The sequence below is a fragment of the Catenuloplanes indicus genome, from assembly GCF_030813715.1.
GTDB classification, from domain to species: Bacteria; Actinomycetota; Actinomycetes; order Mycobacteriales; family Micromonosporaceae; genus Catenuloplanes; species Catenuloplanes indicus.
The window spans coordinates 6,776,140-6,801,957 of record NZ_JAUSUZ010000001.1 but is presented as its reverse complement, the minus strand read 5'-3'; the positions used below and the strand labels follow the sequence as shown (position 1 = coordinate 6,801,957).

Below are 25,818 nucleotides of genomic sequence, written 5' to 3'. Positions count from 1 at the left end.
CGGCCGTCGTCCCGGACGACACGGGCTGGATCACCCGCGTCCGCGACGGCCTGATCGAGACGAACGACCGGCACCCGTTCGTCCTCTACACCGCGGACTGGCTCGCGTTCGCCCACCTGGTCATCGCGGTCGCGTTCGCCGGCCCGCTGCGCGACCCGGTCCGCAACGTCTGGGTGGTCGAGTTCGGCATGATCGCCTGCGCCGGCATCCTCCCGCTGGCCGCGATCTGCGGCCCGATCCGCGACATCCCCTGGGGCTGGACCCTGATCGACATCTCGTTCGGCGCCCTCGGCATCATCCCGCTCCTGATCGTCCGCCGCCTGATCCACCGCCTGGAGAGGGAGCGGACACCCGCATAGCGAAAAAGCAGCAAGAATCCGTCTTCCCGCTTCCGGCGTGGCCGGGTTCCCAGTGCTCCCGCGGGCACCGGTCACGCGGTGGCCGGCTCAGGACCCCCAACCTCTTGAGGACCGACGGCCAGGCGCGACCGCCCCGCCGGTCACGCGGTAGCCGCGTCCGGGCCCACAGCTCTTCGCGGATCGACGGTCAGATCCGGTCCGGGGTCGCGAGCCGGGGTCGCGAGCCGGCGTCGCGGGCCAGGATCGTGAGCCGGGCGCCGGCCAGGACCGCGAGGGTCGCACCGAGCAGTGCCGCACCGGCGAGCGCGGCGGACCCGGTGTCGAGGACCGGCCCCGCGTCGGCGGCCGAATACCTGAGGCCCTGCTGCACGAACGCATCTCCCCTGGTCATCGCGGCCGCTTCCACGTGGGCACGCAGCACCTCACCGCCGGCCACGGCGACCCGCACCGCCAGCCACGCCGCAACCACGAGCAGAAGCCCGCCGACGGCCGCGACCGCGACCGCGGCGGGCGAGACCGACATGTCGGATACGCCCACAGCCCGCGTCGCAGGCAGACCCGGCCCAGCGGGCACGCCCGGCCCAGCGGGCACGCCCGGCCCAGCGGGCACGCCCGGCCCAGCGGGCACGCCCGGCCCAGCGGGCACGCCCGGCCCAGCAAGCGCGCGAGACCCAGCAAGCGCGCCGAGTCCACCAGGCGAGACCGGCCCACCAGGCGATATACCCGGCGCAGGAGGCAAGTCCGGTGCCGCAGGCGAGTCGGGTGCCGCAGGCGAGTCGGGTGCCGCAGGCGAGTCGGGTGCCGCAGGCGAGTCGGGTGCGGCGGAGATACCGGGGGCGGGCCGCGCAGCCGGCGGGACCGGCGTCGCGGAGCGTGATCGGTACAGGGATCGGGTGATGGCCGCACCGGCACAGGCGATCGCCAGCAGCAGGCTGCTGGCGGCGAGGAGCTGGGCCGCGTAGGCGGTCCGGTAGCGGTCGACGCCGAGCGCGCCCTGGAGCGGGTCCACGGAACGCCACCGGCTCAGCTCCCACATCCGCAGCATGATCGCGGCGGCGGCCAGCAGCGGGATCGCGCGCAGCAGCGCGCGGGCCGGCCCGTCCGCGGTCCGGCCGATCGACGGGTGCGTCGTGAGCAGCACCGCAACCGCCGCGGCTGCGGCACTGGCCGGCCACGGCAGCAGGAGCAGGACCGCGGCCGCCGCGAGGCCGGCCATGCCGAGGATCACCGGAACGGACCAGAGCCAGCGCATCGACACATGCTAAAGGTCTCGCCGGTAGCACAGGGGACCGATGGCGCCGACGGGTTTCACCACAAATCATCCGGTTGCTCGCCTCAAAAAGCCGTTAATATGCCGTCATTTCCCCCTATTTACTTTAAGTGTCACTTACGCGACAGGGGCGGCGGCGTGGCGACGCGGAGAAGTCGCCACGGAAAGGCGATCGGCAAATTACGCTCCGTTGTGGTCGGTCAGAACGGGCATTGCGCGCGTATCGGACTCGATCACAAACCCCACCAGCCAGGGGCGCGCACCACCCGAACCTCCACCATCCGTCCGAGAAGGACGGCTTGGTCCGGGAGCGCCACCTGAAACGGAAGGAGAAACGTCATGGAGGGTGCAGTCGCAACCCGACGTGTACGGGGCGCCATTGTCACGGCCACCGCGCTCACGCTGCTCGGCGGCGTGATCGGCTCGGCTCCGGCGCAGGCCGCGCCGGTCGGGGCGAAGCCGGCCAAGCCGGTCACCACGCGCAGCGCGGGCCCGGCCGAGGCGCCGGCGATCGACACGGCGCTCAACCGCGACGGTCGTCTCTCGGCGTTCGTCCGCGGCACCAACGACGCGGTGTTCGTGAAGACGCAGATCAAGCGCGGCTCCAGCTCGTGGACGAACTGGGTCAGCCTCGGCGGCGTGATCACCGGCGCTCCGCGCGTCGGCATCGACGAGGCCCGGCGGATCCAGGTGTTCGCCCGCGGCACCGACAACGCGATCTGGACCAAGCGCCAGACCTCGCCGAACAGCTCCAGCTGGACCTCGTGGACCACGCTGGGCGGCGTGCTGAACAGCGACCCGACCGTCACCTCGGACCAGGCCCGCCGCCTGATCGTCTTCGGTGAGGGCACGGACGGCGCGGTCTGGACGAAGCGCCAGAAGGACCGCAACAGCACGAACTGGACGAGCTGGCAGTCGCTCGGTGGCAAGATCACCAGCGAGACCTCGGTGTCGTTCGACAAGGACCAGCGGCTGAACATCTTCGCCCGCGGCACCGACGACGCACTGTGGACCCGCCGTCAGTCCTACGCGAACAGCGGCAGCTGGACGCCGTGGAAGTCGGTCGGCGGCGAGCTGACCAGCGACGCCGAGCCGGTGCTGGACGGCAAGGGCCGCATCCAGGTCTTCGCCAAGGGCACCGACGACGCGCTGTGGACCCGTCGCCAGATGTCGCCGAACAGCGGCAACTGGACGAACTGGACCAGCCTCGGCGGCGTGCTGACCAGCAACCCGGCCGCGGTCCTGACCAAGAGCGGCAAGCTGCAGGTCTTCGTGCGCGGCACCGACAAGGCGCTCTACACCCGCGTGCAGTACGACAACGGCAGCGCCGGCTGGACCGACTGGGCCAGCGAGGGTGGCGTGCTGACCAACGAGATCGAGGCGTCCGGCAACCACGACTGGCGGGTCACCGTCTTCGTGCGCGGCACGGACAACGCCCTCTACGCGAAGTCGCAGTGGGCGCCGAACAGCCCGTACGGGTCGTTCGCGTACCTCGGCGGCACGCTGAAGTAACCGTCTGAGAAGCATCGGGGGTACGGCGCACGCCGTGCCCCCGATGTGTCTCAGAGCGTCACGATGTGACCGGACGTGTCCGCGTCGAGCGAGATCGGCGTGCCGGCGTGACCGAGCCGGATCCGCCAGGGCAGCGCCGCACCGGCCTCCCGCGTCACCGTGATCGCGTCACCGGAGCGCACGACCGAGAAGCGCGCGGCCTCGGTCCCGTCGGCCGCCGGGATGGACACCACGCCGTCGAAGCCGTCCTCGAGCGCGTAGAGCGCCAGCGTGACGCCGTTCGCGTACTCGTAGTCGGGCCGGTCGTCGACGGCGCCGAGCGCCAGCACCGTGCCCGGCCGGACCAGCACCGGCACCTCGCCGAAGCCGACCGTGCGGCGGTGCCACGCCGGACCGGTGAACGTCTCCCCGGTCTGCAGATGCGTCCACTCACCGGCCGGCGTGTAGAACGTGGTGTCGCCGCCCTCGCTGAACACCGGCGCGACCAGCAGGCTGTCGCCCAGCATGTACTGCCGCTCGACGTGTGTGACCGCGAGATCGTCCGGGAACTCGACGACCATCGGGCGCATCACCGGTACGCCCTGCTCGTGCGCCTGCACGGCCTGCCCGAACAGGTACGGCATGATCCGTGCCTTGAGCTTGGTGAACGTGCGCAGTACGTCCACCGCCTCCTCGTCGAACTCCCACGGCACCCGGTACGACTGGCTGCCGTGCAACCGGCTGTGCGAGCTGAGCAGCCCGAACGGGATCCACCGCTTGAACACGGCCGGGTGCGGCTTGCCCTCGAACCCGCCCATGTCGTGGCTCCAGAACCCGAAGCCGGACGCGGACAGCGACAGCCCGCCGCGCAGGCTCTCCGCCATCGCCTCGAACGTGGACTCGCAGTCGCCGCCCCAGTGCACCGGGAACTGCTGGCCGCCCGCGGTCGCGGACCGCGCGAACAGCACCGCCTCACCCTCGCCGCGCACCTCGCGGAGCACGTCGAACACGACCTTGTTGTAGAGGTGCGTGTAGTAGTTGTGCATCTTCTCCGGGTCGGAGCCGTCGTACCAGGCGATGCCGGAGACCGGGATGCGCTCGCCGAAGTCGGTCTTGAACGCGTCCACCCCCTGCTCGAGCAGCCCGCGCAGCTTCGACGCGTACCAGGCGCAGGCCTCGGGATTGGTGAAGTCGACCAGCGCCATGCCGGCCTGCCACAGGTCCCACTGCCAGACGTCGCCGTCGGTGGTCCTCAGGAAGTAGCCGTTGGCCACGCCCTCCTCGAAGAGCACCGAGCGCTGCGCGATGTACGGGTTCAGCCAGACGCAGATGCGAAGGCCCCGGTCCTTGAGCCGCTTGAGCATGCCCACCGGGTCCGGGAAGACCTTCGGGTCCCACTCGAAGTCGGTCCAGTGGAACTCGCGCATCCAGAAGCAGTCGAAGTGGAAGACGGACAGCGGCAGGTCGCGGTCGGCCATCCCGGAGACGAACTTGTTGACCGTCTCCTCGTCGTAGTCGGTGGTGAACGACGTGGACAGCCACAGCCCGAACGACCAGGCCGGCGGCAGCGCGGGCTTCCCGGTCAGCGAGGTGTAGCGACGGAGGACGTCCTTCGGCGTCGGGCCGTAGATGACGAGGTATTCCAGCTCCTGGCCGGGCACCGAGAAGCCGACCCGGGACACCGACTCGGACGCCACCTCGAACGAGACGCCGCCGGGGTAGTTGACGAAGACGCCGTACCCCGCGTTGGTCAGGTAGAACGGGACGTTCTTGTACGCCTGCTCGCTGCTGGTGCCGCCGTCCTCCTGCCAGATGTCGACGACCTGCCCGTTCTTCACGAACGGCCCGAACCGCTCGCCGAGACCGTAGACCGTGTCGCCGACGCCGAGCAGCAGCTGTTCCCGGACGTACGAACCCTCGCCCTCCACGTCCAGTGCGGCCAGGTTCTTGTAGCCGCTGGACGTCAGCACCCGCCCCTCGGCCAGGAAGTCAAGCTTCCACTGGTCGCCCTTGTGGAACCGGACGGTCAGCTCCCCGCTGGTCAGCGACGCGAACTGCTCGTCGTCGGCGATCTCGACGGCGACATCCGAAACAGAGAGATCGAACTGAGGGGTACGGGGACGCCGCCCCGCGAAGTGCGTCGTCTTGATCGAGATGACGCCCGGCGCCGGTGACGACGCGCGGACGGTCAGCAGCGGCAGGTTGAGCGTGTCCCCCCGGGTGACGATCCGCTTGGTCGGCGCGTAGACGGTCAGCGCGTCCCGGTCGACCTGGACGTCGCGGACCTCCATCGGATACAGGGGGCTCACCCCGTCCCGCATCCGCCAGTAGCCGTTGCTGAACTTCATTTCCGGGTCCTCCGAGGATGGTTACTTGACCGCGCCCGACATGACCCCGCGGGTCAGCGTGCGCTGGAAGATGAGGAAGAACAGCACCGCGGGCACGATGCCCAGCAGCGCGGACGCGGCCGTGGTGGTGATGTCGACCTCGCGCTGTCCCTGGAGCACGGCCAGCGCCAGCGGCACGGTCTGCAGGTCGTTGTCGATCAGGAAGATGAGCGGGAGGAAGAACTCGTTCCACGTCCAGATGAAGAAGAACGTGAACAGCACGGAGAGCGTCGGCCAGCTGGTCGGCACGACCACCCGGATCAGCGTGCGCAGCTTCCCGGCGCCGTCCAGCGCCGCGGCCTCCAGCAGCGACGGCGGGAAGTCGCGGAACACGCTGGACAGCAGGTAGGTGCCGAACGCGGCCTGGATCGCGGTCAAGATGATGATCACCATCAGCCGCGTGTTGTAGAGGTCGAACTGCTTCGACAGGTAGTACAGCGGGTAGACCAGCGCCTCCTGCGGCAGCAGGTTGGCCAGCAGGAAGAACATCAGGAACGCGGTACGCCCGCGGAGCCGGCCGATGCCGATCGCGTACGCGTTGAGCACGCTGATGATCACGGCGAGCACCGCGACCGAGGCCGCGATGACGAAGCTGTTCCACAGCTTCTCGCCGAACTCCACCCGGTTCCAGAAGTCGATCATGCCCTGGAAGTAGAGGGTGGACGGCAGCGCGAGCGGCCCGCCCTGGCTGTAGTCCTCCGAGGACTTGAACGCGTTGATCAGCACGACCAGGAACGGCGCGAGCACCAGCCCGGTGAAGATCGTGAGGCCGGCCAGCACGAGCGTCTTGGTGGCGAGGCCGCCCGGCTTGCTCGCCTTGGCGGGCGCTTTCGTCACGGTGTCAGTCGACATATCAGGCTCCCCGCCGCTCGTCGGCGGTCTGGATCCGCAGGAAGACGTAGGTCAGCACGATGATGATCAGCGTCAGCACCGTGGAGATCGCCGCGCCGTACCCCGCGTTGAATTTCTCGAAGAAGTTCTGCCACGCGAAATAGGACGGGACCAGCGTGGAGTTGCCCGGTCCGCCGCGGGTCAGCACGAAGATCTGTCCGAAGATCTTGAGGGCGGAGATGGTCGTCGTGACCAGCACGACGTAGATCTCCGGCTTGATCAGATGGACCGCGATCCGGGTGAACTTCTGCCACCAGCCGGCGCCGTCCAGATCCGCGGCCTCGTAGAGCTCCGGGTCGACGCGCTGCAGGCCGGACATGAACATCACGACCGGGTAGCCGAGCTGGACCCACACCATCACGAACATCACCGACCAGAGCGCCCACTGCGGGTCGCCGAGCCAGTTCTGCGCGAGGAAGCCGAGCCCGATGCTGTCCAGGATCGAGTTGAAGACGCCGGTGCTGGAGTTGAGGAACCAGCCCCACACGATGCCGGTGACCGCGACCGGGAGCACCTGCGGCAGGTACAGGCCGGAGCGGAAGACGCTGGCCGTACCCGGGCCGATCCTCTTGCCGACGTAGTCGAAGAGGACCGCGGCGAGGAACAGACCGAGCAGCGTCGGTACGACCACCATCGCCACGATGATGAAGAGGATGTTGCGGAACGACGCCCAGAAGTTCGCGTCGTGGATCAGCCGCTCGTAGTGCTCCAGCCCGACCCACTGCGGGGTGCCGATGCCCTGCCAGCGGGTGAAGCTGATCCCGATGTTCATGATCAGCGGGATGATGATGACGGCGGTGAACAGCAGCACGCCGGGGAGCAGGAAGAGCAGGTAGCCGCTCTTGCCGCCCTGCCGGGACCGGGTCTTGGCCATGGTGAGGGGGGCGCCTTTCAGTGACGGCCCCGCGCCGGCGACCCGGTGGGGCCGCCGGCGCGGTGCCGGTGCTGCTACTTGCCGATGCTGGCGAGGTTGTCGTTGTACGGCGTGGCGATCTCGTCCAGGACCGCCTTCGGGTCCTTCGAACCGTTGATCAGGTTCTGCATGCCGGCCACCAGCACGTCGTAGTAGCCGGGCGCGGGCCAGTCCGGGTAGAACGCCAGACCGTTGGCGGCGTTGATCTTGTTGAAGTTCTCGATCAGTTCCTTGTTCTTCGGGTCGGTGATCGTGGACGCGTCCGCGCCGATCGGGACGCCACCGGAGTTGCCGAGCAGCGCCTGGATCTCCGGCTTCATCGTGATCTCGATGAAGTCGTAGGCCAGCGACTTGTTCTTCGCGCTGGTCGGGACGACCCAGAGGTTGCCGCCGGAGCCGGCCTGCAGCGTGTTGCCCGGGAACAGGAACGTGCCCCAGTCGTACTTGATCTCGTCGGTGAACCGGCCGTACCACCAGGAGCCGGAGATCAGGATCGGCGACTTGCCCTGGATGAAGCTGACGCCCATGTCCTCGGCCTTGACGCCGGCCGAGTCCTTCGCGATGTAGCCCTTGCTGACCCACTCGGCGAACTTGGTGGCGCCCTTGGTCATCTCCGGGCCCTGGAAGTTGACCTTGTTCTTGTAGAGCTGGTAGTCGTCGACGAACGCGTTGGTCGCGCCGGAGAGCGCCAGCTGATAGAAGATCTGCTGCGCCGGGTACTCCGCGCCGCCGACCGCGAGCGGGGTCTTGCCGTCGTCCTTGAACTTCTGCATGACCGTCTCGAACTCGGCCAGCGTGGTCGGCACCTCAAGATTGAGCCGCTTGAACTCGTCCTTGTTGTAGTAGACCATCACGTACTCGCCGTAGTTCGTGACGCCGTACCACTTGTCGCCGCCCATGACGCCGTTCTGGTCGTACTTGGACGTGGTCGCGATGCTCGCCGGGATCTTCTGGTCCCAGCCGCGCTTCGTGACCTCCTCGGTCATGTCCGTCAGGAGGCCCTGCTTGGACAGCAGACCGGCGCTGGCGTTGCCCTTGTTGTACTCCATGAGGTCGGGCGCCTCGTTCGAGTTCAGGATCATGCCGGCGTTCTGCCGGATCTGCTCGAAGCCCTTCTCCTCGTAGACCACCTCGACGCCCGGGTGCGACGCCTTGAAGTCCTCGATGGCCTTGGCCCAGGCGATGCCCATCGCGCTGTTCGGGCCCTCGTAGTGCCACAGCCGCAGGGTCTTGCCGTCGCCGGAATCGCCGGAGTCGTCGCCGCCACAGGCCGCGAGCCCGAGGGACGCGGTCACGGCCAGCGCAGCCGCGACAACCCCTATCTTCCTGGTACGGAACATGCCGTCCTCCTGATGGAGCGGTTGGTGCCTCTGGTGAGTGGATAAGAAAGACGTGCCTCTTCGGTGCGGGACCGGGACGTCAGTTCCCGGCCCCCGGTTGTCGGTTCGCCGGGCCGGTGCTGTCACGCAGCACCAGCCGGCAGGGGATGAGCTGTTGCACGAGCGGAACCTCGCGCCCCTCCAGGCGATCGATGAGCACCTGCACGCCCAGCCGGCCCAGTTCCGCCGCGGGCGGGTGGAACGTGGTCAGTGGCGGGTAGGTCATCTCGGCGACCCGCTCGGAGGAAGCGACCGAAAGTACCGAAAAATCCTCGGGTACGCGTGCCCCCTGCTGCGCGATGGCGGCCAGCACGCCCGCGCTCGCCCGCTCGTTCATGACGATCAGGCCGGTCACGCCGGGCGCGGCCGCGGTCAGCTCGCGCCAGATCTCCCGGCCGGCCGTCGGCGAGTCGTCACAGAAGCGGCTGACGCCGTCCGCGCCCGCGGCGTCCTCGAACGCGTGCGCGGCCCGGACCGACGGCCCGTACCCGGCGTCGTACGAGGCGCGCGAGTGGTTGATGAAGCCGATCTTCTCGTGGCCGAGCGCCCGCAGGTGCGCCACCGCGTCCCGCACCGTGCTCTCGAAGTCGATGTCGGCAAAGGGATCGTCGCCGTTGTCGCCGGTCCGGCCGATCATGCAGAACGGCACGCCGGTGCGGCGCAGCATCTCGATCCGCGCATCCGCCAGGTGCACCTCCATGATCACCACGCCGTCGACCAGGCCCTGCCGGGTCAGCTTGGTGAGCAGCTCGGTGTCGCCCAGCGGCGTGGACCAGAGCACCAGGTGGTAGCCGAGGTCACCGGCGGTCTCCGCGGCCGCACTGACGAACTCCATCTCGGTCAGGCCGAGGCCGCGCTCCAGCATCGGGAAGATCAGTGCCACGTTCCGGCTGCGCCGGCTGGCCAGGCCGCGGGCCAGCGCGTTCGGCCGGTAGCCGAGCTCGTCCATGGCCCGGTGGATGCGGTCCGCCGTGGCCTTCGCGACCGGCCGTGTGCCGTTCAGCGCGTAGGAGACGGTGGAGACCGCGACGTTCGCCCGGCGAGCCACGTCGGCCATGGAAGCCATGTGACCCACCTCCTTTGGTGTCGCAAAACCGCAGGTCAGCTGCGTCGAAGCGGTTAGTCGAAACGCTTCGACTGGAAAGCTACGACTGAGACGTACGTCATGTCAATGGCATGACTGCGGGATTTCCTCGGCGTTACCGGCCCGCGACCGGCGGGCTCCGGCTACCGCGCGGCACATCGAACTCCGCCACCACCTGCGGCAACCCGGCGGCCCGCACCGTCACCCGCGGACTCCCGGAAATGTGCCGCGATCCGGCGCGCGACCGCCGCCGGCACCCGCCGTGCCACAGGCTTCGAGACATCCGCCAGCCGACCTGCCCTCCGGAGAGTCAGAGATGATCCGCCGCCGCGCCCTCCCGCTGATCGCCGCCGCCGTCCTCACCGTGCCCGCGCTCTCCGGCTGCGTCCTGATCAGCACGGAGAACCCCGAGCCCGCCCCGCCCGCCGCCACCACGCCCGCGCCCGCCGAAACCGGGAAGCCGTCCGGCCTGCCGAACGCGCTGCCCAGCGGCATGCCCGGACTGCCGAACGGCAAGCCCGGCGGCACGAAGCCGGCCGATGGCGCCACCATCGGCGACCCCTGCGATCTGCTGACCCGGATCGAGGTCATCGCGCTGACCGGCCGTCAGGTCAGCCAGGTGGACCCCGACGGCGAGGACGAGACCGCCGCGGCCCGCTTCTGCCAGTGGCAGCTCACCGACGGCCAGCTCGCGGTCTTCCTCAGCCACACCACGAAGACCGAGTTCGCCCGGCAGGCCAGCACCGGCACGCCGGTCCCCGGCCTCGGCGACGACGCCTTCACCCAGTCCGGCCACCTGTACGTGCGCACCGGCACGCTGTTGCTCGACGTCTACGCCCGGGGCGGCGAGGACGCCGCGAACCTCAAGGTCGCCAAGCAGGTCGCCACGAAGATCCTGCCCAAGCTCGGGTAGCGCACCCGGTGGCCGGTCACGGGCTCGGGACGACCGGGCGGATCGAGCCGTCCGCGCCGAACGTCATCGGGTCGATCGCGGTCTCCCGGTTGGTGCCGTCGCCGGCCGGGACCGCGAACCGGTGGTAAGCGATGTACCAGGTGTCCGTGCCCGGCGCCCGGACCACCGAGTGATGCCCCGGCCCCTTGATCCCCGCGTCGAGCCGCTTCTGCAGCACCACGCCTCGCGGCGTCCACGGCCCGAGCGGCCCGGCGCCGGTGGCGTACGCGACGCGGTAGTCCTCGCTGCGCGTGTCGTTCTCCGACCACATCAGGTAGTAGACGCCGTTCCGCTTGAACACGAACGGCGCCTCGTTGTAGCCGGCCGGCGTGATCGTCCGGACCTGCGCCGGGTCGAACGACACCATGTCCGCGTGGAGCGGCACCGCCCGCGCCACACCCTGACCCCAGTACAGATAGGACCGTCCGTCGTCGTCGGTGAAGACCATCGGGTCGATCGCCTGCCCGCCGGAGAACTGCCCGGATCGGACCAGCGGCACGCCGAGCGCGTCCCGGAACGGGCCGGCCGGCGAGCCGGAGACCGCCACGCCGAGCTGTTTCGCCGTGTTGCCACCGGCCGCGCCGCCACTGAAGTACAGGTAGTAGCGCCCGTTCGCGGCCGCGACCGCGGGCGCCCACGCGGAGTTGTCGGCCCAGGACACGTCGGGCCCGTGGTCCAGGATCACACCGTGGTCGGTCCAGGTGACCAGGTCGGCCGAGGAGAACGCCTTGTAGTAGGTACCGGACCAGCTCGCGTACCCGTCGGTGGTCGGATAGAGGTAGTAGCGGCCGTTGAACGCGGCGATGTGCGGGTCGGCGAACAGGCCGGGGAGCACCGGGTTCCGCGTGGTGCGCGGCGCCCACGGCGCGACGATCCGGAACGCGCTGTCCGCACGGAACTCCGGCGTGTCGACGACGGCGTCCAGCCAGAGCGCGAAGTCCCGCTGCCGGACCCGCCGGCCGGGATAGTTGTACGACGCGAGCGCGCCGTCCACGGCACAGAACGTGGCGTCCGCACGGAACGTGGCGTCGCCGGTGTTCGTGTCGATCCGCAGCCGCCAGTCGCGATGCCGCAGGAACTGCCCGTTCCGCGCCTGGAACGAGTAGCACGCCGGCGACGCCAGGCCGTTGACGATCGTGAACGTGGCGTCCGACTTGAGCTGCGCCGCGCTGACCGGGCTCACCGGATCGAGCCGGGCGAGCGAGTCCTGGTGCCGCACGTACCGCCCGGGGTTGCCGACCGACTCCAGCGACGCGGCACCGGCCGGCAGCACCGCGGCCGCGTCGACGCCCACCACGGCGGACACGGACAGGACGACACCCGCGAGCACGGTGCGGAGCACGGTCGCCTCCGGAGGCAAGAGGATTCAAGGGTACGAATGTTAGCGGTCACATGCCCGGTGTCAAGGTTCGCCGCCGGACGCGCGGGTAAGGCGTACCCGTCGAAGGAGGTTGTCCGCCCATGGTGTCCATTGGCTATACGTTGATGAGTGAGCAGTCCGGACCGCGGGAGCTGGTGGATTACGCGATCCGCGCGGAGGCGGCCGGGTTCGGCCACCTGGTGATGTCCGACCACTACAACCCGTGGCTGGAGTCGCAGGGGCATTCGCCCTACGCCTGGTCGGTGCTCGGCGCGGTCGCGCACGCCACCTCGCGGGTGGAGATGCTGTCGTACGTCACCTGCCCGATCCGCCGCTACCACCCGGCCGTCGTGGCGCAGAAGGCGTCCACGGTCGGCGTGCTCTCCGAGGGCCGGTTCACGCTCGGGCTCGGCTCCGGCGAGAACCTGAACGAGCACGTGGTCGGGCCGTGGCCGCACGTGCAGGACCGGCACGACATGTTCGAGGAGGCGCTGCAGATCATCCGGCCGCTGCTGGCCGGCGAGCGGCTGACCTACTCCGGCACGTACTTCGACGTGCCCGAGGCCCGGATCTGGGACCGGCCCGAGGCGCACGTGCCGATGGCCGTCGCGATCTCCGGCAGTTCCTCGGCCCGGCTCGCGGCGGAGTACGGCGACGCGGTCGTGGCGATCGAGCCGGACGCGGACCTGCTGAACTCCTACCGGGAGGCGGGCGGCACCGGGAACCGGTACGGCCAGGTGCCGATCTGCTGGGGCCCGGACGAGAAGGCCTGCCGCAAGATCGTGCACGACCAGTGGCGCTGGTCCGGCCTCACCTGGAAGGTCAACGCGGAGCTGCCGGAGCCGGAGTCGTTCGCGGCCGCCACCCAGACCGTGCGCGAGGAGGACGTGGCCGAGGCGGTCAGCTGCGGGCCGGACGTGGAGAAGCACGTCGCCGCGATCCAGAAGTTCGTCGACGCCGGGTTCAGCCACGTGGCCGTGGTCCAGGTCGGCGGCGACAGCCAGCCGGAGTTCCTGGAGTGGGCGCAGAAGGAACTACTCCCCCGCTTCTGAGCGGTAGCGCATCACGTCGTCGGCCAGCTTGAGCTGCAGCTCGGTGACGCGGTCGAGGAACTCGGCCACCACGGCGGCGGCGTCCGGCCCGAGCGCCGCCGCCACCGGGTCCATCGTGTCGAAGACCCGCTGCATGCCGTTCGCCCAGCCGTGCCGGGCCCGGGGGGAGACGGTGAGCAGCGTGGAGCGCCGGTCCGCCGGGTTCGCGTGCCGGACCAGGAAGTCGTCCCGCACCAGACGGTCGACCAGCGCGGTCATCGCACTCTTGCTGATCAGCAGCCGGGCGCGCAGCACCTCCTGGGTCAGCGGTTCGTCCGCTATCAGGTGCGCGATCGCCTCCGCGTCGATTGAGTTGATCTTAAGTCGTCGCGCCACCGCGTGGTGCAGCGTCAGGTGCGACTGCTTCATCCGCTCCAGCGCCATGAGCACCGCACGGCTGTCCGCCACGGGGTTGCCACCTCTTCGTTAGGATGGTACGAAAATCGAACCAATCTGAAAACCGTGCACCGGTACGGCCACGGCCGCGCCTCGCATCAACCTTGCACACCACCGCAGACGCTTGTGAGGCCCACCCCGTGACATCCGCGCCCCGCCTTCACCGCACCGTCTTCTTACCCGGTTCCGGCGGCTGCACCCCGGTCACTCCCGGCCCGATGCGCCGGCTGCTCGCCGCGGCCGGCCGGGTCGACGACCGCGCCGTGGCCCGCCTGGTCGGCGACGCGCTGGAGACCGACGGCACGCTGGACACCTGGACGCACCTCTGCGCGCCCGCGCTCGCCGCCACCGCCGGCCCGGCCAACGCGCCCGCGCTGGCGCTGGCCGCCGGCGTCCGCGCGGCCCTGGACGAGCGCCTCCGCCGGCTGGCCCGCCGCGACCTCGCGCCCACCGTGATGCTGGCGGCCCCGCCCGGCGAGCCCGGCGACCTGCCGCTCACCGCGCTCGCCGCGGTGCTGCTCGAGCACGGCGTGGAGAGCTGGCGGCTCGGCGCGGAGGTGCCGTGGGCCGCCATCTCCGACGCGGCCGCCCGCGCCATCCCAGCCCGGCTGGTCGTCTGGTCCGGCGGCGACCCGGCCGCGGAACTGGCCGAGCTGGCCGCCGCCCACCCGGCGGTCATGATCGTGCCGGCCGGCCCGGACGCACCGCTGGCCGGGACCGCCGCCGCGTGCCTGGCCACGGCCGCGCGTTGACGTGCAGCCAGGAAAACCCATAGCATCGATCACCATCGGTGACTCGGCGGGCTCCACGCGCCCGTGAACCGTTCCGGCCGGGAGCCCGGGGCGGTGTGCCGGGGCGCCGCCGGCACGCGGGCTCGTGCCGGGCCTGTCCTGGCCGCGTCACCACGCGTGCCGTCCCGTGCCCCGGAAAGGCAGCCCAGATATGCGCGCGACATGGACGCGCCTCGCTCCCGTCGTCGCGGCCGGACTTCTCGCGGCCGTGCTCGTACCGCTGGCGAACGCGCACGCGGATGAACCGGTCACGGTCGTGACCCACACCTTCGAGGACGGCACGGCCGGCGGCTGGGTGCCGCGCGGCGGTGAGACCGTCGCACCCAGCGGCACGGTCGCGCACGGCGGCTCCGGCAGCCTCGCGATCACCGGCCGGACCGCCGCCTGGGAGGGCCCGGTGCTGGACGTGCTGGACACGTTCCGGCCGGGCATCCAGTACACGATCTCCGCCTGGGTGCGGCTCGCCGCCGGGTCGGACAGCGCGCGGCTCAGCGTCGAGCGCCGTACCGACGGCACCACAGCCTACGACCAGGTGGCCGGCAACACCGCGCTCACGGCCGGCGGCTCGGGTCAACCTGACCGGCCGCTACACGCTCACGGCCGAGGTCGACTACCTCACGCTGTACGTGGAGACCGCGGACAGCACGGGCGACCTCCACCTGGACGACGTCACCGTCTCGTACGTACCGGCCACGCCGATCCAGACCGGCATCCCGTCGATCAAGGACGTGGTGGACGAGTTCCCGGTCGGCGCCGCGATCACACCGGCCGCGCTGCTCGGCGAGCACGGCAAGCTGCTGGCCAAGCACTTCGACTCGGTCACGCCCGGCAACGCGCTGAAGTGGGACGCGACCGAGCCGTCCGAGGGCACGTTCCGGTTCGCCGACGCGGACACCATGGTCGCGTTCGCGCAGGCGAACGACATGGCGGTGCGCGGTCACACGCTGGTCTGGCACAACCAGACGCCGGCCTGGGTGTTCCTGGACGACACCGGCGCACCGATGACCGCCACCGCGGCGAACAAGGCGCTGCTGCTGGCCCGGCTGGAGGCGCACATCCGCGCGGTGGTCGGCCACTACGGCGACGACATACCGGTGTGGGACGTGGTGAACGAGGTGATCGACGAGTCGCAGCCCGACGGCTACCGGCGCAGCCGCTGGTACGAGATCGCCGGGCTGGACTACATCCGCACCGCGTTCCGGGTGGCCCGCGAGGTCGCGCCGGACGCCACGCTGGTGATCAACGACTACAACACGAACGTGCCGGCCAAGCGCGACAAGCTGTACGCGCTGGTCGCGCTGCTGAAGAGCGAGGGCGTGCCGATCGACGCGGTCGGGCACCAGATGCACGTCAACATCGACTGGCCGGCCACCGCCGAGGTCGAGGCGATGATCCAGAAGTTCGTCCCGCTCGGCGTGGAACAGCAGATCACCGAGATGGACGTGTCGATCTACACCAGCGAGTCCGAGTCGTTCCCCACGCCACCGGCGGACCGGCTGCTCAAGGTGGCGTACAAGTACCGGGACCTGTTCGCGCTCTACCGCCGGTACGCCGCGGAGATCACCTCGGTGACGGTCTGGGGGCTGGCGGACGACGACACCTGGCTGGACACGTTCCCGGTGACGCGCAAGGACGCGCCGCTGCTCTTCGACACCCGGTTGCAGGCGAAGGACGCGTACTGGGGCGTGGTCGACCCGTCCAGGATCGGCACGGTCGGCACACCGACGCCGACCGTGAGCGCGAGTCCCGGCGCCAGCGCGAGCCCGACGCCGTCCGGCACCGCCGGGGCGTGCACGGTCACCTACCGGGTCACCGGCCAGTGGCCGGGCGGCTTCCAGGGCGACGTGAAGGTCACCAACGGCGCACCGGCCGCGCTCGCGTCCTGGACGCTCGGCTGGGAGTTCACCGGCGGCCAGCGGGTCAGCCAGGTGTGGGGCGGCGCCGGCGGCCAGTCCGGCACCGCGGTCACGATCCGCAACGCGGCCTGGAACGGCACGCTCGCGCCGGGCGCCTCGGCGAGCGTCGGCTTCCTCGCCGGCTGGACCGGCGTGAACCCGGCACCGGCCGCGTTCACGCTCAACGGCACCACCTGCACCACCGCCTGAGACCGGCGGGCCCCGGCGGCACCCCGGGGCCCGCCCGCGGCGCGTATAACGGGGGCATGCCGTGTTACGTGCTGATGCCGAGCCCGTTCCTCGGGCCGGCCGTGTGGGCGCCGGTCGCCGCGCTGCTCGGGCCGGACGTGGTGGTCCCGGCGCCGCGCGGCGACACCCCGGCGGAGATCGCGGCGTCGTTCGCGCGGCAGATCCCGGAGCGCGACGATCTGGTCCTGGTCCCGCACAGCAACGCCGGCCTGTACGCGCCCGCGCTCGCCGGTGCCCGCGACGCCCGCCGGCTGGTGTTCACCGACGCGATCCTGCCGCCGGGCGCCGGCCGTACCCCCGTGGCTCCCGAGGGTCTCCGGACAGCGCTGCAGGACCTGGCCGGCTCGGACGGCCGGTTGCCGCCGTGGACCGGCTGGTGGCCGCCGGACGCGGTCGACGCGCTCTTCCCCGACGCCGCGACCAGGGCGGCGGTCGAGCGCGAGCAGGCGCGGATGCCGTTCGGCTACCTGGCCGCGAGCGTGGACGCGCCGGCCGGGTGGGACGCGCGGCCGGCCACCTACCTCGCGTTCGGCGACGCCTACGCGGACGAGCGCGCCGACGCGGCACGCCGTGGCTGGCCGGTCCGCACGCTCCGCGGCGGTCACCTGCACATGCTCGCCGATCCCGCCGGAGTGGCCGCCGCGATCGCCGAATCACCCGAGTGAGCTGTGGCGTACGCCCGATGGGTCGCCCGCCGCGTCCGGTTGTTGCACACTGTCGGCCGTGATGGAAGACAGCGGGCAGCCGCATGCGGTCCTGCGCGCGGCCGTACCCCGGCCGGTGCGGACGGCCGTGGTGGTCAACCCGGTGAAGGTCGCCGACCTCGACGAGCACAAACGGCTGATCGGTGAAGGGCTGGCGATAGCCGGCTGGCCCGAGCCGCTGTGGCTGGAGACCACGCCACAGGACCCCGGCCGCGGCCAGGCGCGTGCCGCGGTCGCGGCCGGTGCGGAGGTGGTCTTCGTCTCCGGCGGCGACGGCACGGTCCGGGCCGCGATCACCGGGCTGGCCGGGACCGGCGTGGCGATGGCCGTGCTTCCCTCCGGCACCGGCAACCTGCTGGCCGCGAACCTGGGCCTGGAGGGGCACGTGGCCGCGGCCGTGCAGGTGGTGCTGGACGGTGGGCGGCGGCTGATCGACGTCGGCGAGGTGGACGAGACCGGTGACTGCTTCGCGGTGATGGCCGGCATGGGTTTCGACGCACAGATGCTCGCCGGCACGTCCGAGCGGGCGAAGAAGCGGATCGGCTGGATCGCGTACCTGTTCGGCGCGGCCCGGCACATCCGGGACCGGCCGATGCGGGTGCGGATCAGGCTGGACGGCAACCGGGTGCTGGACCGGCGTGCCCGTACCGTGCTGATCGGGAACGTGGGCCGGCTGCAGGGCGGCGTGCGCCTGCTGGCCGACGCGGAACCGGACGACGGCCAGTTCAACGTGGCCGTGGTGACCGCGCGCAGCCTGGGCCAGTGGGTGGTGCTCGGGCTCGGCGTGCTCTACCGGTGGCGGCGGGTGCCGCGGATGGAGCTGTACACCGCGTCCGAGGTCGAGATCCGCAGCAACCGGGCGCAGCCGCGGCAGTTGGACGGCGACCTGATCGCACCGGCCGAGGTGCTGCGCGTCCGCCTCCGGCCGAAGGCGCTGGTGCTGTGCGTGCCCCGGCCGGAGCGCGCCCGCGATCTGGCCGAGGGCGCCGACCGGGTGAGGGAGAAGGCGTGAGCAGCACCAATCAGGTCCCCGAGACGCAGCTGATGTCCGGGGACGAGCTGTCCGCGGACGACGCCTGGAACGCGCTGCGCGTCTACGGCCGCTGGCACCTGTTCCACGACGCGTTCGTCCGGTTCCGCTACGGCGACGGGTTCAGCCACTCGCGCGCGCTCGCGCTGCAGCTGTGCCTCGCGGTGGTGCCGTTCCTGATCGCGCTCGCCGGTCTCGCCACCGACCTCGGTGCCGAGGAGGGCGGCCTGGTGGTGGCGGACACCATCCTGGCGCTCACCCCGGGCGCCAGCCACGACGTGGTCGCGGACCTGCTCACCGAGGACGACGCGACCGAGGACGCGGGCGAGCTCGCGCTGACGCTCGGCCTGATCACCGGCATGGTGTCGCTGACCCAGACGATGGCGCAGATCGAGCGCGGCGCGAACCGGATCTACGGCGTCGAGCGGGACCGCCCGGCGGTGCTCAAGTACGTCCGCGCCGCCGCGCTGGCCGTGCTGGCCGGCGTACCCGCGCTGTTCGGCTTCCTGACGCTGGTCGCCGGCCGCCCGTTCGGCAACTCGATCGAGGCCCGCTACCCCGGCTGGGGCGAGATGTTCGCGGACGTCTGGGACGTGGTCCGCTGGCCGGCCAGCCTCGCGCTGGTGATCATCGCGATCGGCGTGATCTTCCGGTTCGCGCCGCGCCGCCGCCAGCCCGGCCTGTCCTGGCTGTTGTTCGGCGCCACGCTGGCCACCATCCTGTGGTGGGTGACCAGCCTGCTGCTCGCCGGGTACGTGCGCTTCTCCGGCGGCTTCGGCGAGACGTACGGACCGCTGACCGGCATCATCGCGCTGCTGCTGTGGGCGAACCTGACCGGCATCGCGCTCTTCCTCGGCATCGCGTTCGCGGCCCAGCTGGAGGCGGCCCGCGTCGGCGTGCCCGAACCGGCCGAACCGGACCGCTGGCAGCCCTCGGACAGGGACGACCGCCCGCACGCGCCGCACCTCCCCCGGCCCCGGTCGGCGAAGAAGCAGACCATCAAGGCCTCGCGGGTACGGTCGTTCAGCGCCGGTTTCGCGGTCAAGCCGGACGGCGGCCGCAAGTCCGTCCGCCCGCGCCGCCCCCCGGTGGTGTAGCCGCGCGCACGTCCGGGTAGGAGGTCGCCCCGGGAGGTCCGGCCGATGACCGCGTGGCGGCGTTTCACCGAGCGATCCGTGCTCGGGCTGATCCTGCTGTTCGCGTTCGGGCTGATCCTGGCGCTCGACCACGCCGTCGCGGCGCACCTCAACGCGGTCGTATCCCGGCACGGGACGCTGGTCGCGGTCCTCGAGGGGATCTCGGTGGCCGGTGGCCCGCCGGTCACGCCGCTGCTGCTCGCCGTGGTCGCGGCCGGCCTGCTGCTGCGCCGGCAGGTCCGGCTCGCGCTCTACCCGGTCGTCACCGGCCTCGGCGCGCTGGTCCTCGACCCGACGCTGAAGACCCTGGTCGGGCGTCTGCGGCCGGTGGTCGACGTGCCGATCGCGACCGCACCCGGCAACAGCTTCCCGAGCGGTCACGCGCTCGGCACGGTCGTCGCGTACGGTGCCGTGCTGTTGATCTTCATGCCGCTGCTGCGGCCGCGCCGGCGGCGGGTCGCGATCGCGGCGTGGGTCGCGCTGGTGCTGCTGGCCGGATTCACCCGGGTCGCGCTCGGCGTCCACTTCGTCTCCGACGTGCTCGGCGGCTGGGCACCGGCCGCTCACCGGGTGCGCCGGCCCGCCCCCGGCTTCTCCCGGCGCGGCCGGTTCTTCCGGTGCCGCCGGTTCCCCGGGTCAGGAGATCCGCATGGCACTGACGGTGATGACGTACAACATCCGCAACGGCGGCGGCTCGCGGCTCGACGACATCCTCGGCATCGTCGACGCGCACCGGCCGGACCTGCTCGCGCTCCAGGAACTGCGCGGCTGGGACAACGGCCGCGGCCGCCGTCTCGCGCAGGCCGCCGCCGCGCTCGGCATGACCGGCCACCTGGCCCGCGCCACGCTCGGCATGCCGGTGGCCGTGCTGGTCCGCCCGCCCGGCCGGGTGCGGCGGCACCGCGTGGTCGGGCTCCCGTTGCACCACGCCGCGTCCATCGTGGAGGTGGACACCGATCGCGGCCCGCTCACCGTGACCAGCGCCCACCTCAACCCGTTCTCCGCTTCCCGCCGCCGCCACGAGGCCGCCCGGCTGGCCCGCGAGACCAGCCCCGCGACCGGGATGGCGCTGCTGATGGGAGACCTGAACGCGCTCGCCCCGGACACCGACCACACCGCACGCCTGGCCGCGATGCCCAGTCTCTACCGCGCCCGCCACGTCCGCCGCCACGTGCCCGGCACCGCGGACACCCGCGCGATCGAGACGCTGCACGCCGCCGGCTACCGCGACCTCTGGACCGCCGCCGGCTCGCACGGCCGGCCCCGCACCGCACCCACCACCCGGGGCGGTGGCCGCGAATTCGCCGCGGACGGCATGCGCATCGACTACATCCTCGGCAGCGACCCGCTCGCCGCCCTCTGCACCCACTGCGAGCCCCTCACCGGCGGCCCATCCGAATCCGCCTCCGACCACTACCCGGTCCTCGCCACCCTCGACCTGTCCTGGCCCGTCCCCTGACCCGCTTCCGTCGGCGCCGGCCGCACAGCCCGGGTGGGCGCGCTAGCTGTTGATCCACTGGTTGAAGAGGCCCAGGCGGAACGCGGCGTCGCGGGCCAGGAGGAAGCCGGCGATGCCGAAGACCCAGCCGAGCGTGCTGTCGCTGTGTTCGGCGAACCACGCGCTGACCCGGGTGAGCAGCGGCTCGACGTGGTGCCGGGCCACCGCGCGCAGCGCGCCGAGCAGCAGCGCCGGCAGGATCATCACCACCACGTAGCCGCCGAGGACGGCCAGCCACAGCGGGACCGGCAGGCCGGCGGAGGTGATCAGGCCGACCGCGGCCAGGTACGGCAGCATGGTGGCGATCTCCAGCGCCGCCGCGCCCAGCCCGAGGCCGATCATGGCACCGACCGTGGCGTTCTCGCCGGTGAGCCGGGCTTTCCAGCGGTCCGCGCGGCCGGGACCGCGCCCGGATCGCCGGGCGCGGGCGCCGTCGAACCGGAAGCTGTACGCGAACAGGCCGACACCGATCGCCAGCTGCACCCAGTTGACCCAGGCCGCGTCGGACAGGCCGGCCAGTGCGGTGGTGGCGGCCTCCGCGCCGAGCACCAGGAGCACGCCGGCGATCGCGTAGAAGATCGCGACGGTGGCCAGGTAGGTGAGGAAGCGGGAGGCCCGCACCCGCGGTGCGAGCAGCATCCAGATGGGAATGACCAGCGTGCCGATGCTGGTGCTGTCGATCAGCGCCAGACCGGCCAGGCCGGCGAGCGTCAGGAGGTCCACGAGCGTCCTTCCCCCGGTTTATTTAGCACGGTCGTGTGAAAAACAAGGTAACACAGTCGTGCTAAAAAAGACGGGTGCCCCGGATCGTGGATCATGAACAGCGCCGCCTCGAGCTCGCCACCGCGGTGTGGCGGGTGATCAGCCGAGACGGGCTGAACGCCGCGTCCGTCCGCGCGGTCGCGGCCGAGTCGGGCTGGTCCACCGGCGCGATCAGGCACTACTTCTCCACCCAGGACGAGCTGCTGACGTTCGCCGCCCAGCTGATGATGGAACGGGTGCCGGAGCGCATCCGGGTGCACCTCGAGGATGCGTCGCTGGCCCCGTTCGACCGGGTCATCGCGGTGCTGGAGGAGCTGCTGCCGCTGGACGAGGAGCGCCGGATCGAGGTGCTGGTCTTCGTGGCCATCGCGGACCGGTCGCGGATCGCCCGGGGCCTGGACGCGGCCCGCGACGCGGCCTGGGACGGCACACGCTACCTGTGCCGACGCGCCGTCACCGGGCTCAACGGCCGGTCCGGGCCGGACGAGCTGACCGCGCCGCTGGACGATCCGGACCTGGAGGCGCGCGCGGCCCGGCTGCACGTGATCGTGGACGGCCTGTCGCTGCAGGCGCTGATGTACCCGCGCCAGATGCCACCGGCAGCGGTCCGCGCGACGCTGACCGCGGCGTTGCACGAGATCACCCGGTGAGGTGTCTCGCTGCGGGCGGTCGGTGATCGTCCCGTACGGTGGGGATCGTGGACAGCGCGGCGGTAACGGCCACGTGGTGGGGGCATGCCACGGTCTGGCTGGAGGATTCGGGGGTTCGGCTGCTCACCGACCCGCTGCTCGGTGACCGGCTCGCCCACCTGCGCCGCATGCGCGGTCCCCGCCCGGTGCTGCCCTGCCCGCCGGACGCGGTGCTCGTCTCCCACCTGCACGCCGACCACCTGGACATCCCGTCGCTGCGCCGGATCCCGCCGGACACGGTCTTCGTGGTGCCGCGCGGCGCGACCGGCCTGATCCACCGCCGGCTCGGCGGTCACTACTCCGGCAACTGCGTCGAGCTCGCCGCCGGCGAGGAAACCAAGATCAAGGACGTCACGGTACGGGCGGTGCCCGCCGCGCACGACGGCGGCCGCGGCCCCTGGTCCCGGCTGCGCGGTGACGCGCTCGGCTTTCTGATCGAGGGCTCGGCCCGCACCTGGTTCGCCGGTGACACCGGCCTGTTCGACGGCATGTCGCTGCTCGGCCCGGTCGACCTGGCGCTGGTGCCGGTCGGTGGCTGGGGCCCGAGCCTGCACCCGGCCCAGCACCTGGACCCGGCCGGTGGCGCCGAGGCGGTGCGCCGGGCCGGCGCGGCCGAGGCGATCCCGATCCACTACGGCACGTTCTGGCCGGTCGGCATGGGCCGGGTCCGGCCGCACATGTTCCACTCGCCCGGCACCGAGTTCGCGCGGCTGACCGGCGAGCTGCTGCCGGACGTACGCACCCACCTGCTCGCGCCCGGCGAGTCCGCGGAGATCGGCGCGTCGTGACGTTCGGTCTCGGCGCCCTGGTCTCGCTGTTCGGCGTGGTCGCGTTCGGTGCGGTGCTGCCGGTCGTGCCGACCGGCGCGGCGGTGAGCGGCGCGGCCGCGCTGGCCGCGCACGAGAACCCGGTCATGGTCGTGCTGGTGGTGCTGGCCGGTGCGCTCGGTGCGTACCTCGGCGATCTGGCCACCTATGCGCTGTGCCGGTGGGGCGGCGAGGCGCTGGCCCGCCGGCTGCGCTGGCTGCGCGGCAACGCGCGGCTGGACCGGCTCGGCACCGAGTTGCGCAGCCGCGAGGTGCCGGTGCTGCTGGTCTCCCGGCTGGTGCCCGGCGGCCGGATCCCGATGCTGCTGGCGGCCAGCGTGATCGGCGTGACCTGGCGAACGTTCCTCTACGCGAACGCACCGGCCTGCTTGCTGTGGTCCGCGGTCTACGCCAGCGTCGGCATGCTCGGCGGCACCGTGTTCCCGCGCCCGTGGGAGGGCGTGGTCGCCGCGATCGTGCTGGTCGTGGTGGTCACGCAGGTGGCCGGCTGGGTGCATCGACGGCGGGAGGCGACGGCCTGACCTCGTCGTCGAGCGCGGGGGCACGGGCACCGAGCTTCTCCAGCCAGGTGATCAGCTGACGGTGCACCGCGTCCGGGCCGACGAACTCCTCGGACTCGCGCGCCCAGGCCGCCGGGTGCACCACCATCGCCTCGGTCTGCCAGCCGCCCAGCCCGCCGTGCGAGCCGACCAGTTCCTCGAAAGCGGCCACGTCCTCGGTCGCCGGGTCGACCGGGCTGATCAGCACCAGGTCGCCGACGTGATCCATGCCCTGGTGACGCAGCAGGTCGGCGCGGGCACGCGGACCGTACGGCAGCAGCGGGTCCTCGCCGTCGACCGTACCGCCGGCCAGGTGGTGTGATCCTCGCGCGCCGTGCGCGACCGGCCCGCCGGCCTCGTCCACGACGAGCAGCCCGACACCCGGATGTGAGATCAAACCCTCGACCAGACCGGGGTACGCCGCGTCCAGCTCGTCGCGGGTGGCCTTGCCGGGCAGGTGCGGCAGGTAGACCATGGCCAGGTTGCCGGACGCGACCACCACGGACTCCGGGTCACCGGCCTCCACCGCGGACTTCTCGCCGTCGGCCGGGCCGAGCGTGACCTGCCCGCCCGCGGAGCGCTTGCGGGTGGCCGCGCGGGTCGCGGCCGCGGTCGCACCGGACCGGTTCGCGGCCTCGGTGAGCAGCGCGTTCACCGGCCCCCACTGCTCCACCGGCGCGGTCGACGAGCGGGCCGGCGCGGTCGGGCGGACCAGGCGCTGCACCACGTCCTCGATCCGCTCGCCGTGCCGCTGCCGGAACGTGGCGCCCTGCGCCTGCCCGTGGTCGGAGAGGATCACCAGGTGGTAGTCGCGGGGCGCGTCCGCGGCCAGCCGGTGCAGCACGCCGACCACCCGGTCCAGGCCCTCCAGCGAGTGCAGCGCCTCGTTCCGGGCCGGCCCGGCGTGGTGCGCCACCTCGTCGTAGTCCACGAAGTCGCAGTAGACGACCGGCGCGCCCTTCGCCATCTGCTCCGCGATCAGCGACACGTTCAGGTCCCGGAGCAGTACGTTCGTGGCCGGGCGGAGCAGCAGGTAGTAGCCGCCCCGGCCGATCCGCGGCTGCACGTCGCGGCGGCGCTGCTGACGGCTCTGCCACAGCTCCTTCATGATCTCGCCGAGGCCGAGCACCAGCGCGCGGGCCAGGCCGAACGTCATGAACGCGGCGTAGCCGGACGAGGACGGGCCGGGCAGCGCCGCGCGGGACACGGTGAGCAGGCAGGTCTCCGCGTCGCCGGGGAACACGTTGCTGATGCTGACGCCGCCGTCACGGAGCAGTCCGCGGCCGGTGGAGAGGCGGCGCTCGATCTCGGCGGCGTCGCGCGGCCGGTTCGTCACCATCAGGCGGCGATCGGCCTTCTCGTACCAGCGGAACGCGGGCACCTGGCGCACGTCGCCGTAGAGGATGCCGGCCTGCACCGCGGGCGTGGTGGCCGGCACGCCGGTGTGGAACGAGGCCAGCCGGTGCGTACCGGCGCGCAGCCAGCGGCCCAGGTTCGGCAGGTTGCCGGCGCGCACGGCCCAGCGCAGCAGCGGCGCGGACACGCCGTCCAGCTGGACGATGATCATGCCGTCCCGGTCGCAGTCGTCCGGGCGCGGGTGACTGCGCCGCACGCGCGACATCAGGCGCATGGTCTCCAGCACGAACGTGTCGTCGGTGCCGGCGTCGACCACCCAGTTGACCAGCGCGGCCAGGCCGAGCGCGATCCACGAGGCGGCGAACGCGACCTCGAAGCCGGTGATGCTCGCGGCCGGGTTCAGGCGCAGCGCGACGTACATGATGATCGCCTGCACCACCACGCCGAGCAGCAGCGCGCCGAGCCCGCCGAGCACGGTGGCCAGCACCAGCAACAGCGGGCGCAGCAGCGCGCCGACGCCGGTGACCAGCGCGACCAGCCAGAGCAGCGCGACCAGGCCGCTGGCGTTGACGCCGGGGAGCAGCCAGAGCGTGGCCGCGAGCACCACGAAGGACGTGGCCATCGAGCGCAGCAGCGCGCGGAACCGCGGGACCGTGGGCCGCCAGTCGCGCAGCACCCGGAGTCCCAGCCGGAGCCGGCCTGGGTCGGCCTGTTTCAGGCTGGGGCGGTCGAGCATCCCTGCACTCTGGCACAGCCGCGCGCGCCGGTC

At 71.7% G+C, this 25,818-nt stretch carries 23 protein-coding genes and 2 pseudogenes; 15 read left to right on the top strand and 10 right to left on the bottom strand.

The window, feature by feature from the left end:
* Positions 1–188 precede the first annotated feature (188 nt).
* On the top strand, positions 189–359 hold the full coding sequence (locus J2S42_RS42035) for a hypothetical protein (RefSeq protein ID WP_370879292.1): 171 nt from the start codon (positions 189–191) through the stop codon (positions 357–359).
* A 187-nt stretch (positions 360–546) separates the two neighbouring features.
* Here the strand turns inward: J2S42_RS42035 and J2S42_RS30885 are convergent, their stop codons facing one another.
* Positions 547–1,611 (bottom strand): hypothetical protein, encoded by a 1,065-nt coding sequence (locus J2S42_RS30885; protein WP_307244775.1) that lies wholly within the window; start codon positions 1,609–1,611, stop codon positions 547–549.
* Positions 1,612–1,968: 357 nt separating this feature from the next.
* Here J2S42_RS30885 and J2S42_RS30880 point away from each other — a divergent pair, with 357 nt between their 5' ends.
* The gene (locus J2S42_RS30880; RefSeq protein WP_307244773.1) at positions 1,969–3,141 is read left to right on the top strand and encodes a PLL family lectin; all 1,173 of its coding nucleotides are present in this window, start codon (positions 1,969–1,971) and stop codon (positions 3,139–3,141) included.
* Positions 3,142–3,191: 50 nt separating this feature from the next.
* Here the strand turns inward: J2S42_RS30880 and yicI are convergent, their stop codons facing one another.
* The 5 genes from yicI to J2S42_RS30855 form a co-directional block, all read right to left on the bottom strand.
* Complete coding sequence (gene yicI, locus J2S42_RS30875; protein WP_307244772.1) at positions 3,192–5,468, bottom strand: alpha-xylosidase; 2,277 nt, start codon at positions 5,466–5,468, stop codon at positions 3,192–3,194.
* Positions 5,469–5,489: 21 nt separating this feature from the next.
* Positions 5,490–6,344, bottom strand: coding sequence for a carbohydrate ABC transporter permease (locus tag J2S42_RS30870; RefSeq protein ID WP_307244770.1), 855 nt, complete (start codon positions 6,342–6,344; stop codon positions 5,490–5,492).
* A 16-nt stretch (positions 6,345–6,360) separates the two neighbouring features.
* Positions 6,361–7,272: a carbohydrate ABC transporter permease gene (locus J2S42_RS30865; RefSeq protein WP_307244768.1), complete on the bottom strand. Its 912-nt coding sequence runs from the start codon at positions 7,270–7,272 to the stop codon at positions 6,361–6,363.
* Positions 7,273–7,346: 74 nt separating this feature from the next.
* Positions 7,347–8,651, bottom strand: coding sequence for an ABC transporter substrate-binding protein (locus J2S42_RS30860; RefSeq protein ID WP_307244766.1), 1,305 nt, complete (start codon positions 8,649–8,651; stop codon positions 7,347–7,349).
* Positions 8,652–8,730: 79 nt separating this feature from the next.
* Positions 8,731–9,756: a LacI family DNA-binding transcriptional regulator gene (locus J2S42_RS30855; protein ID WP_307244764.1), complete on the bottom strand. Its 1,026-nt coding sequence runs from the start codon at positions 9,754–9,756 to the stop codon at positions 8,731–8,733.
* 334 nt (positions 9,757–10,090) lie between these two features.
* Between J2S42_RS30855 and J2S42_RS30850 the strand changes: the two genes are divergently transcribed.
* Entirely contained in the window at positions 10,091–10,687 is a 597-nt protein-coding gene (locus tag J2S42_RS30850) for a DUF3558 family protein (RefSeq protein WP_307244762.1), read from the top strand.
* Positions 10,688–10,703: 16 nt separating this feature from the next.
* Here the strand turns inward: J2S42_RS30850 and J2S42_RS30845 are convergent, their stop codons facing one another.
* Positions 10,704–12,086: a family 43 glycosylhydrolase gene (locus J2S42_RS30845; RefSeq protein ID WP_307244760.1), complete on the bottom strand. Its 1,383-nt coding sequence runs from the start codon at positions 12,084–12,086 to the stop codon at positions 10,704–10,706.
* 101 nt (positions 12,087–12,187) lie between these two features.
* Here J2S42_RS30845 and J2S42_RS30840 point away from each other — a divergent pair, with 101 nt between their 5' ends.
* Entirely contained in the window at positions 12,188–13,138 is a 951-nt protein-coding gene (locus J2S42_RS30840) for a TIGR03557 family F420-dependent LLM class oxidoreductase (protein WP_307244758.1), read from the top strand.
* Here the strand turns inward: J2S42_RS30840 and J2S42_RS30835 are convergent.
* Positions 13,121–13,585, bottom strand: a complete 465-nt coding sequence (locus tag J2S42_RS30835) for a MarR family winged helix-turn-helix transcriptional regulator (RefSeq protein ID WP_307244756.1) — start codon at positions 13,583–13,585, stop codon at positions 13,121–13,123. The genes J2S42_RS30840 and J2S42_RS30835 overlap by 18 nt on opposite strands.
* A gap of 206 nt (positions 13,586–13,791) precedes the next feature.
* Between J2S42_RS30835 and J2S42_RS30830 the strand changes: the two genes are divergently transcribed.
* The 8 genes and pseudogenes from J2S42_RS30830 to J2S42_RS30795 all read left to right on the top strand — a co-directional run bounded on the left by J2S42_RS30830 (position 13,792) and on the right by J2S42_RS30795 (position 20,837).
* The gene (locus J2S42_RS30830) at positions 13,792–14,325 is read left to right on the top strand and encodes a hypothetical protein (protein WP_307244754.1); all 534 of its coding nucleotides are present in this window, start codon (positions 13,792–13,794) and stop codon (positions 14,323–14,325) included.
* 190 nt (positions 14,326–14,515) lie between these two features.
* Positions 14,516–14,854, top strand: a pseudogene (locus J2S42_RS30825) (carbohydrate binding domain-containing protein); the annotation flags it as partial.
* A 136-nt stretch (positions 14,855–14,990) separates the two neighbouring features.
* Entirely contained in the window at positions 14,991–16,469 is a 1,479-nt protein-coding gene (locus J2S42_RS30820) for an endo-1,4-beta-xylanase (protein ID WP_307244753.1), read from the top strand.
* 56 nt (positions 16,470–16,525) lie between these two features.
* A complete protein-coding gene (locus J2S42_RS30815; RefSeq protein ID WP_307249134.1) occupies positions 16,526–17,173 on the top strand; it encodes a hypothetical protein in 648 nt (215 codons plus the stop codon).
* 61 nt (positions 17,174–17,234) lie between these two features.
* Positions 17,235–18,224, top strand: coding sequence for a diacylglycerol/lipid kinase family protein (locus J2S42_RS30810; RefSeq protein WP_307249132.1), 990 nt, complete (start codon positions 17,235–17,237; stop codon positions 18,222–18,224).
* Positions 18,221–19,339, top strand: a complete 1,119-nt coding sequence (locus tag J2S42_RS30805) for a YihY/virulence factor BrkB family protein (RefSeq protein WP_307244750.1) — start codon at positions 18,221–18,223, stop codon at positions 19,337–19,339. The genes J2S42_RS30810 and J2S42_RS30805 overlap by 4 nt, the downstream gene beginning before the upstream one ends.
* Before the next feature lie 45 nt (positions 19,340–19,384).
* Positions 19,385–19,873, top strand: a pseudogene (locus tag J2S42_RS30800) (phosphatase PAP2 family protein); the annotation flags it as partial.
* Positions 19,874–20,027: 154 nt separating this feature from the next.
* Positions 20,028–20,837, top strand: coding sequence for an endonuclease/exonuclease/phosphatase family protein (locus tag J2S42_RS30795; protein WP_307244748.1), 810 nt, complete (start codon positions 20,028–20,030; stop codon positions 20,835–20,837).
* A 42-nt stretch (positions 20,838–20,879) separates the two neighbouring features.
* On the opposite strand, the gene J2S42_RS30790 is transcribed toward J2S42_RS30795, so the two are convergent.
* On the bottom strand, positions 20,880–21,599 hold the full coding sequence (locus tag J2S42_RS30790; protein ID WP_307244746.1) for a GAP family protein: 720 nt from the start codon (positions 21,597–21,599) through the stop codon (positions 20,880–20,882).
* 74 nt (positions 21,600–21,673) lie between these two features.
* Between J2S42_RS30790 and J2S42_RS30785 the strand changes: the two genes are divergently transcribed.
* The 3 genes from J2S42_RS30785 to J2S42_RS30775 are packed head-to-tail and all read left to right on the top strand — an operon-like array spanning position 21,674 to position 23,675.
* Positions 21,674–22,288: a TetR/AcrR family transcriptional regulator gene (locus J2S42_RS30785; protein ID WP_307244744.1), complete on the top strand. Its 615-nt coding sequence runs from the start codon at positions 21,674–21,676 to the stop codon at positions 22,286–22,288.
* Between the two features lie 47 nt (positions 22,289–22,335).
* Positions 22,336–23,115, top strand: coding sequence for an MBL fold metallo-hydrolase (locus J2S42_RS30780; RefSeq protein ID WP_307244742.1), 780 nt, complete (start codon positions 22,336–22,338; stop codon positions 23,113–23,115).
* Positions 23,112–23,675, top strand: a complete 564-nt coding sequence (locus J2S42_RS30775; RefSeq protein WP_307244740.1) for a DedA family protein — start codon at positions 23,112–23,114, stop codon at positions 23,673–23,675. Before J2S42_RS30780 ends, J2S42_RS30775 begins: the two co-directional genes overlap by 4 nt.
* Here J2S42_RS30775 and J2S42_RS30770 read toward each other — a convergent pair.
* On the bottom strand, positions 23,626–25,785 hold the full coding sequence (locus J2S42_RS30770; protein WP_307244738.1) for an alkaline phosphatase family protein: 2,160 nt from the start codon (positions 25,783–25,785) through the stop codon (positions 23,626–23,628). The genes J2S42_RS30775 and J2S42_RS30770 overlap by 50 nt on opposite strands.
* Positions 25,786–25,818: the final 33 nt, after the last annotated feature.

Coding starts and splice junctions, on each gene's coding strand:
- J2S42_RS30880 (WP_307244773.1), top strand. CDS start 1,969: ATGGAGGGTGCAGTCGCAACCCGACGTGTACGGGGCGCCATTGTCACG.
- J2S42_RS30795 (WP_307244748.1), top strand. CDS start 20,028: ATGGCACTGACGGTGATGACGTACAACATCCGCAACGGCGGCGGCTCG.
- J2S42_RS30770 (WP_307244738.1), bottom strand. CDS start 25,785: ATGCTCGACCGCCCCAGCCTGAAACAGGCCGACCCAGGCCGGCTCCGG.
- J2S42_RS30885 (WP_307244775.1), bottom strand. CDS start 1,611: ATGCGCTGGCTCTGGTCCGTTCCGGTGATCCTCGGCATGGCCGGCCTC.
- J2S42_RS30830 (WP_307244754.1), top strand. CDS start 13,792: ATGCGCCGGCTGCTCGCCGCGGCCGGCCGGGTCGACGACCGCGCCGTG.
- J2S42_RS42035 (WP_370879292.1), top strand. CDS start 189: ATGATCGCCTGCGCCGGCATCCTCCCGCTGGCCGCGATCTGCGGCCCG.
- J2S42_RS30840 (WP_307244758.1), top strand. CDS start 12,188: ATGGTGTCCATTGGCTATACGTTGATGAGTGAGCAGTCCGGACCGCGG.
- J2S42_RS30860 (WP_307244766.1), bottom strand. CDS start 8,651: ATGTTCCGTACCAGGAAGATAGGGGTTGTCGCGGCTGCGCTGGCCGTG.
- J2S42_RS30855 (WP_307244764.1), bottom strand. CDS start 9,756: ATGGCTTCCATGGCCGACGTGGCTCGCCGGGCGAACGTCGCGGTCTCC.
- J2S42_RS30810 (WP_307249132.1), top strand. CDS start 17,235: ATGGAAGACAGCGGGCAGCCGCATGCGGTCCTGCGCGCGGCCGTACCC.
- yicI (WP_307244772.1), bottom strand. CDS start 5,468: ATGAAGTTCAGCAACGGCTACTGGCGGATGCGGGACGGGGTGAGCCCC.
- J2S42_RS30815 (WP_307249134.1), top strand. CDS start 16,526: ATGCCGTGTTACGTGCTGATGCCGAGCCCGTTCCTCGGGCCGGCCGTG.
- J2S42_RS30850 (WP_307244762.1), top strand. CDS start 10,091: ATGATCCGCCGCCGCGCCCTCCCGCTGATCGCCGCCGCCGTCCTCACC.
- J2S42_RS30865 (WP_307244768.1), bottom strand. CDS start 7,272: ATGGCCAAGACCCGGTCCCGGCAGGGCGGCAAGAGCGGCTACCTGCTC.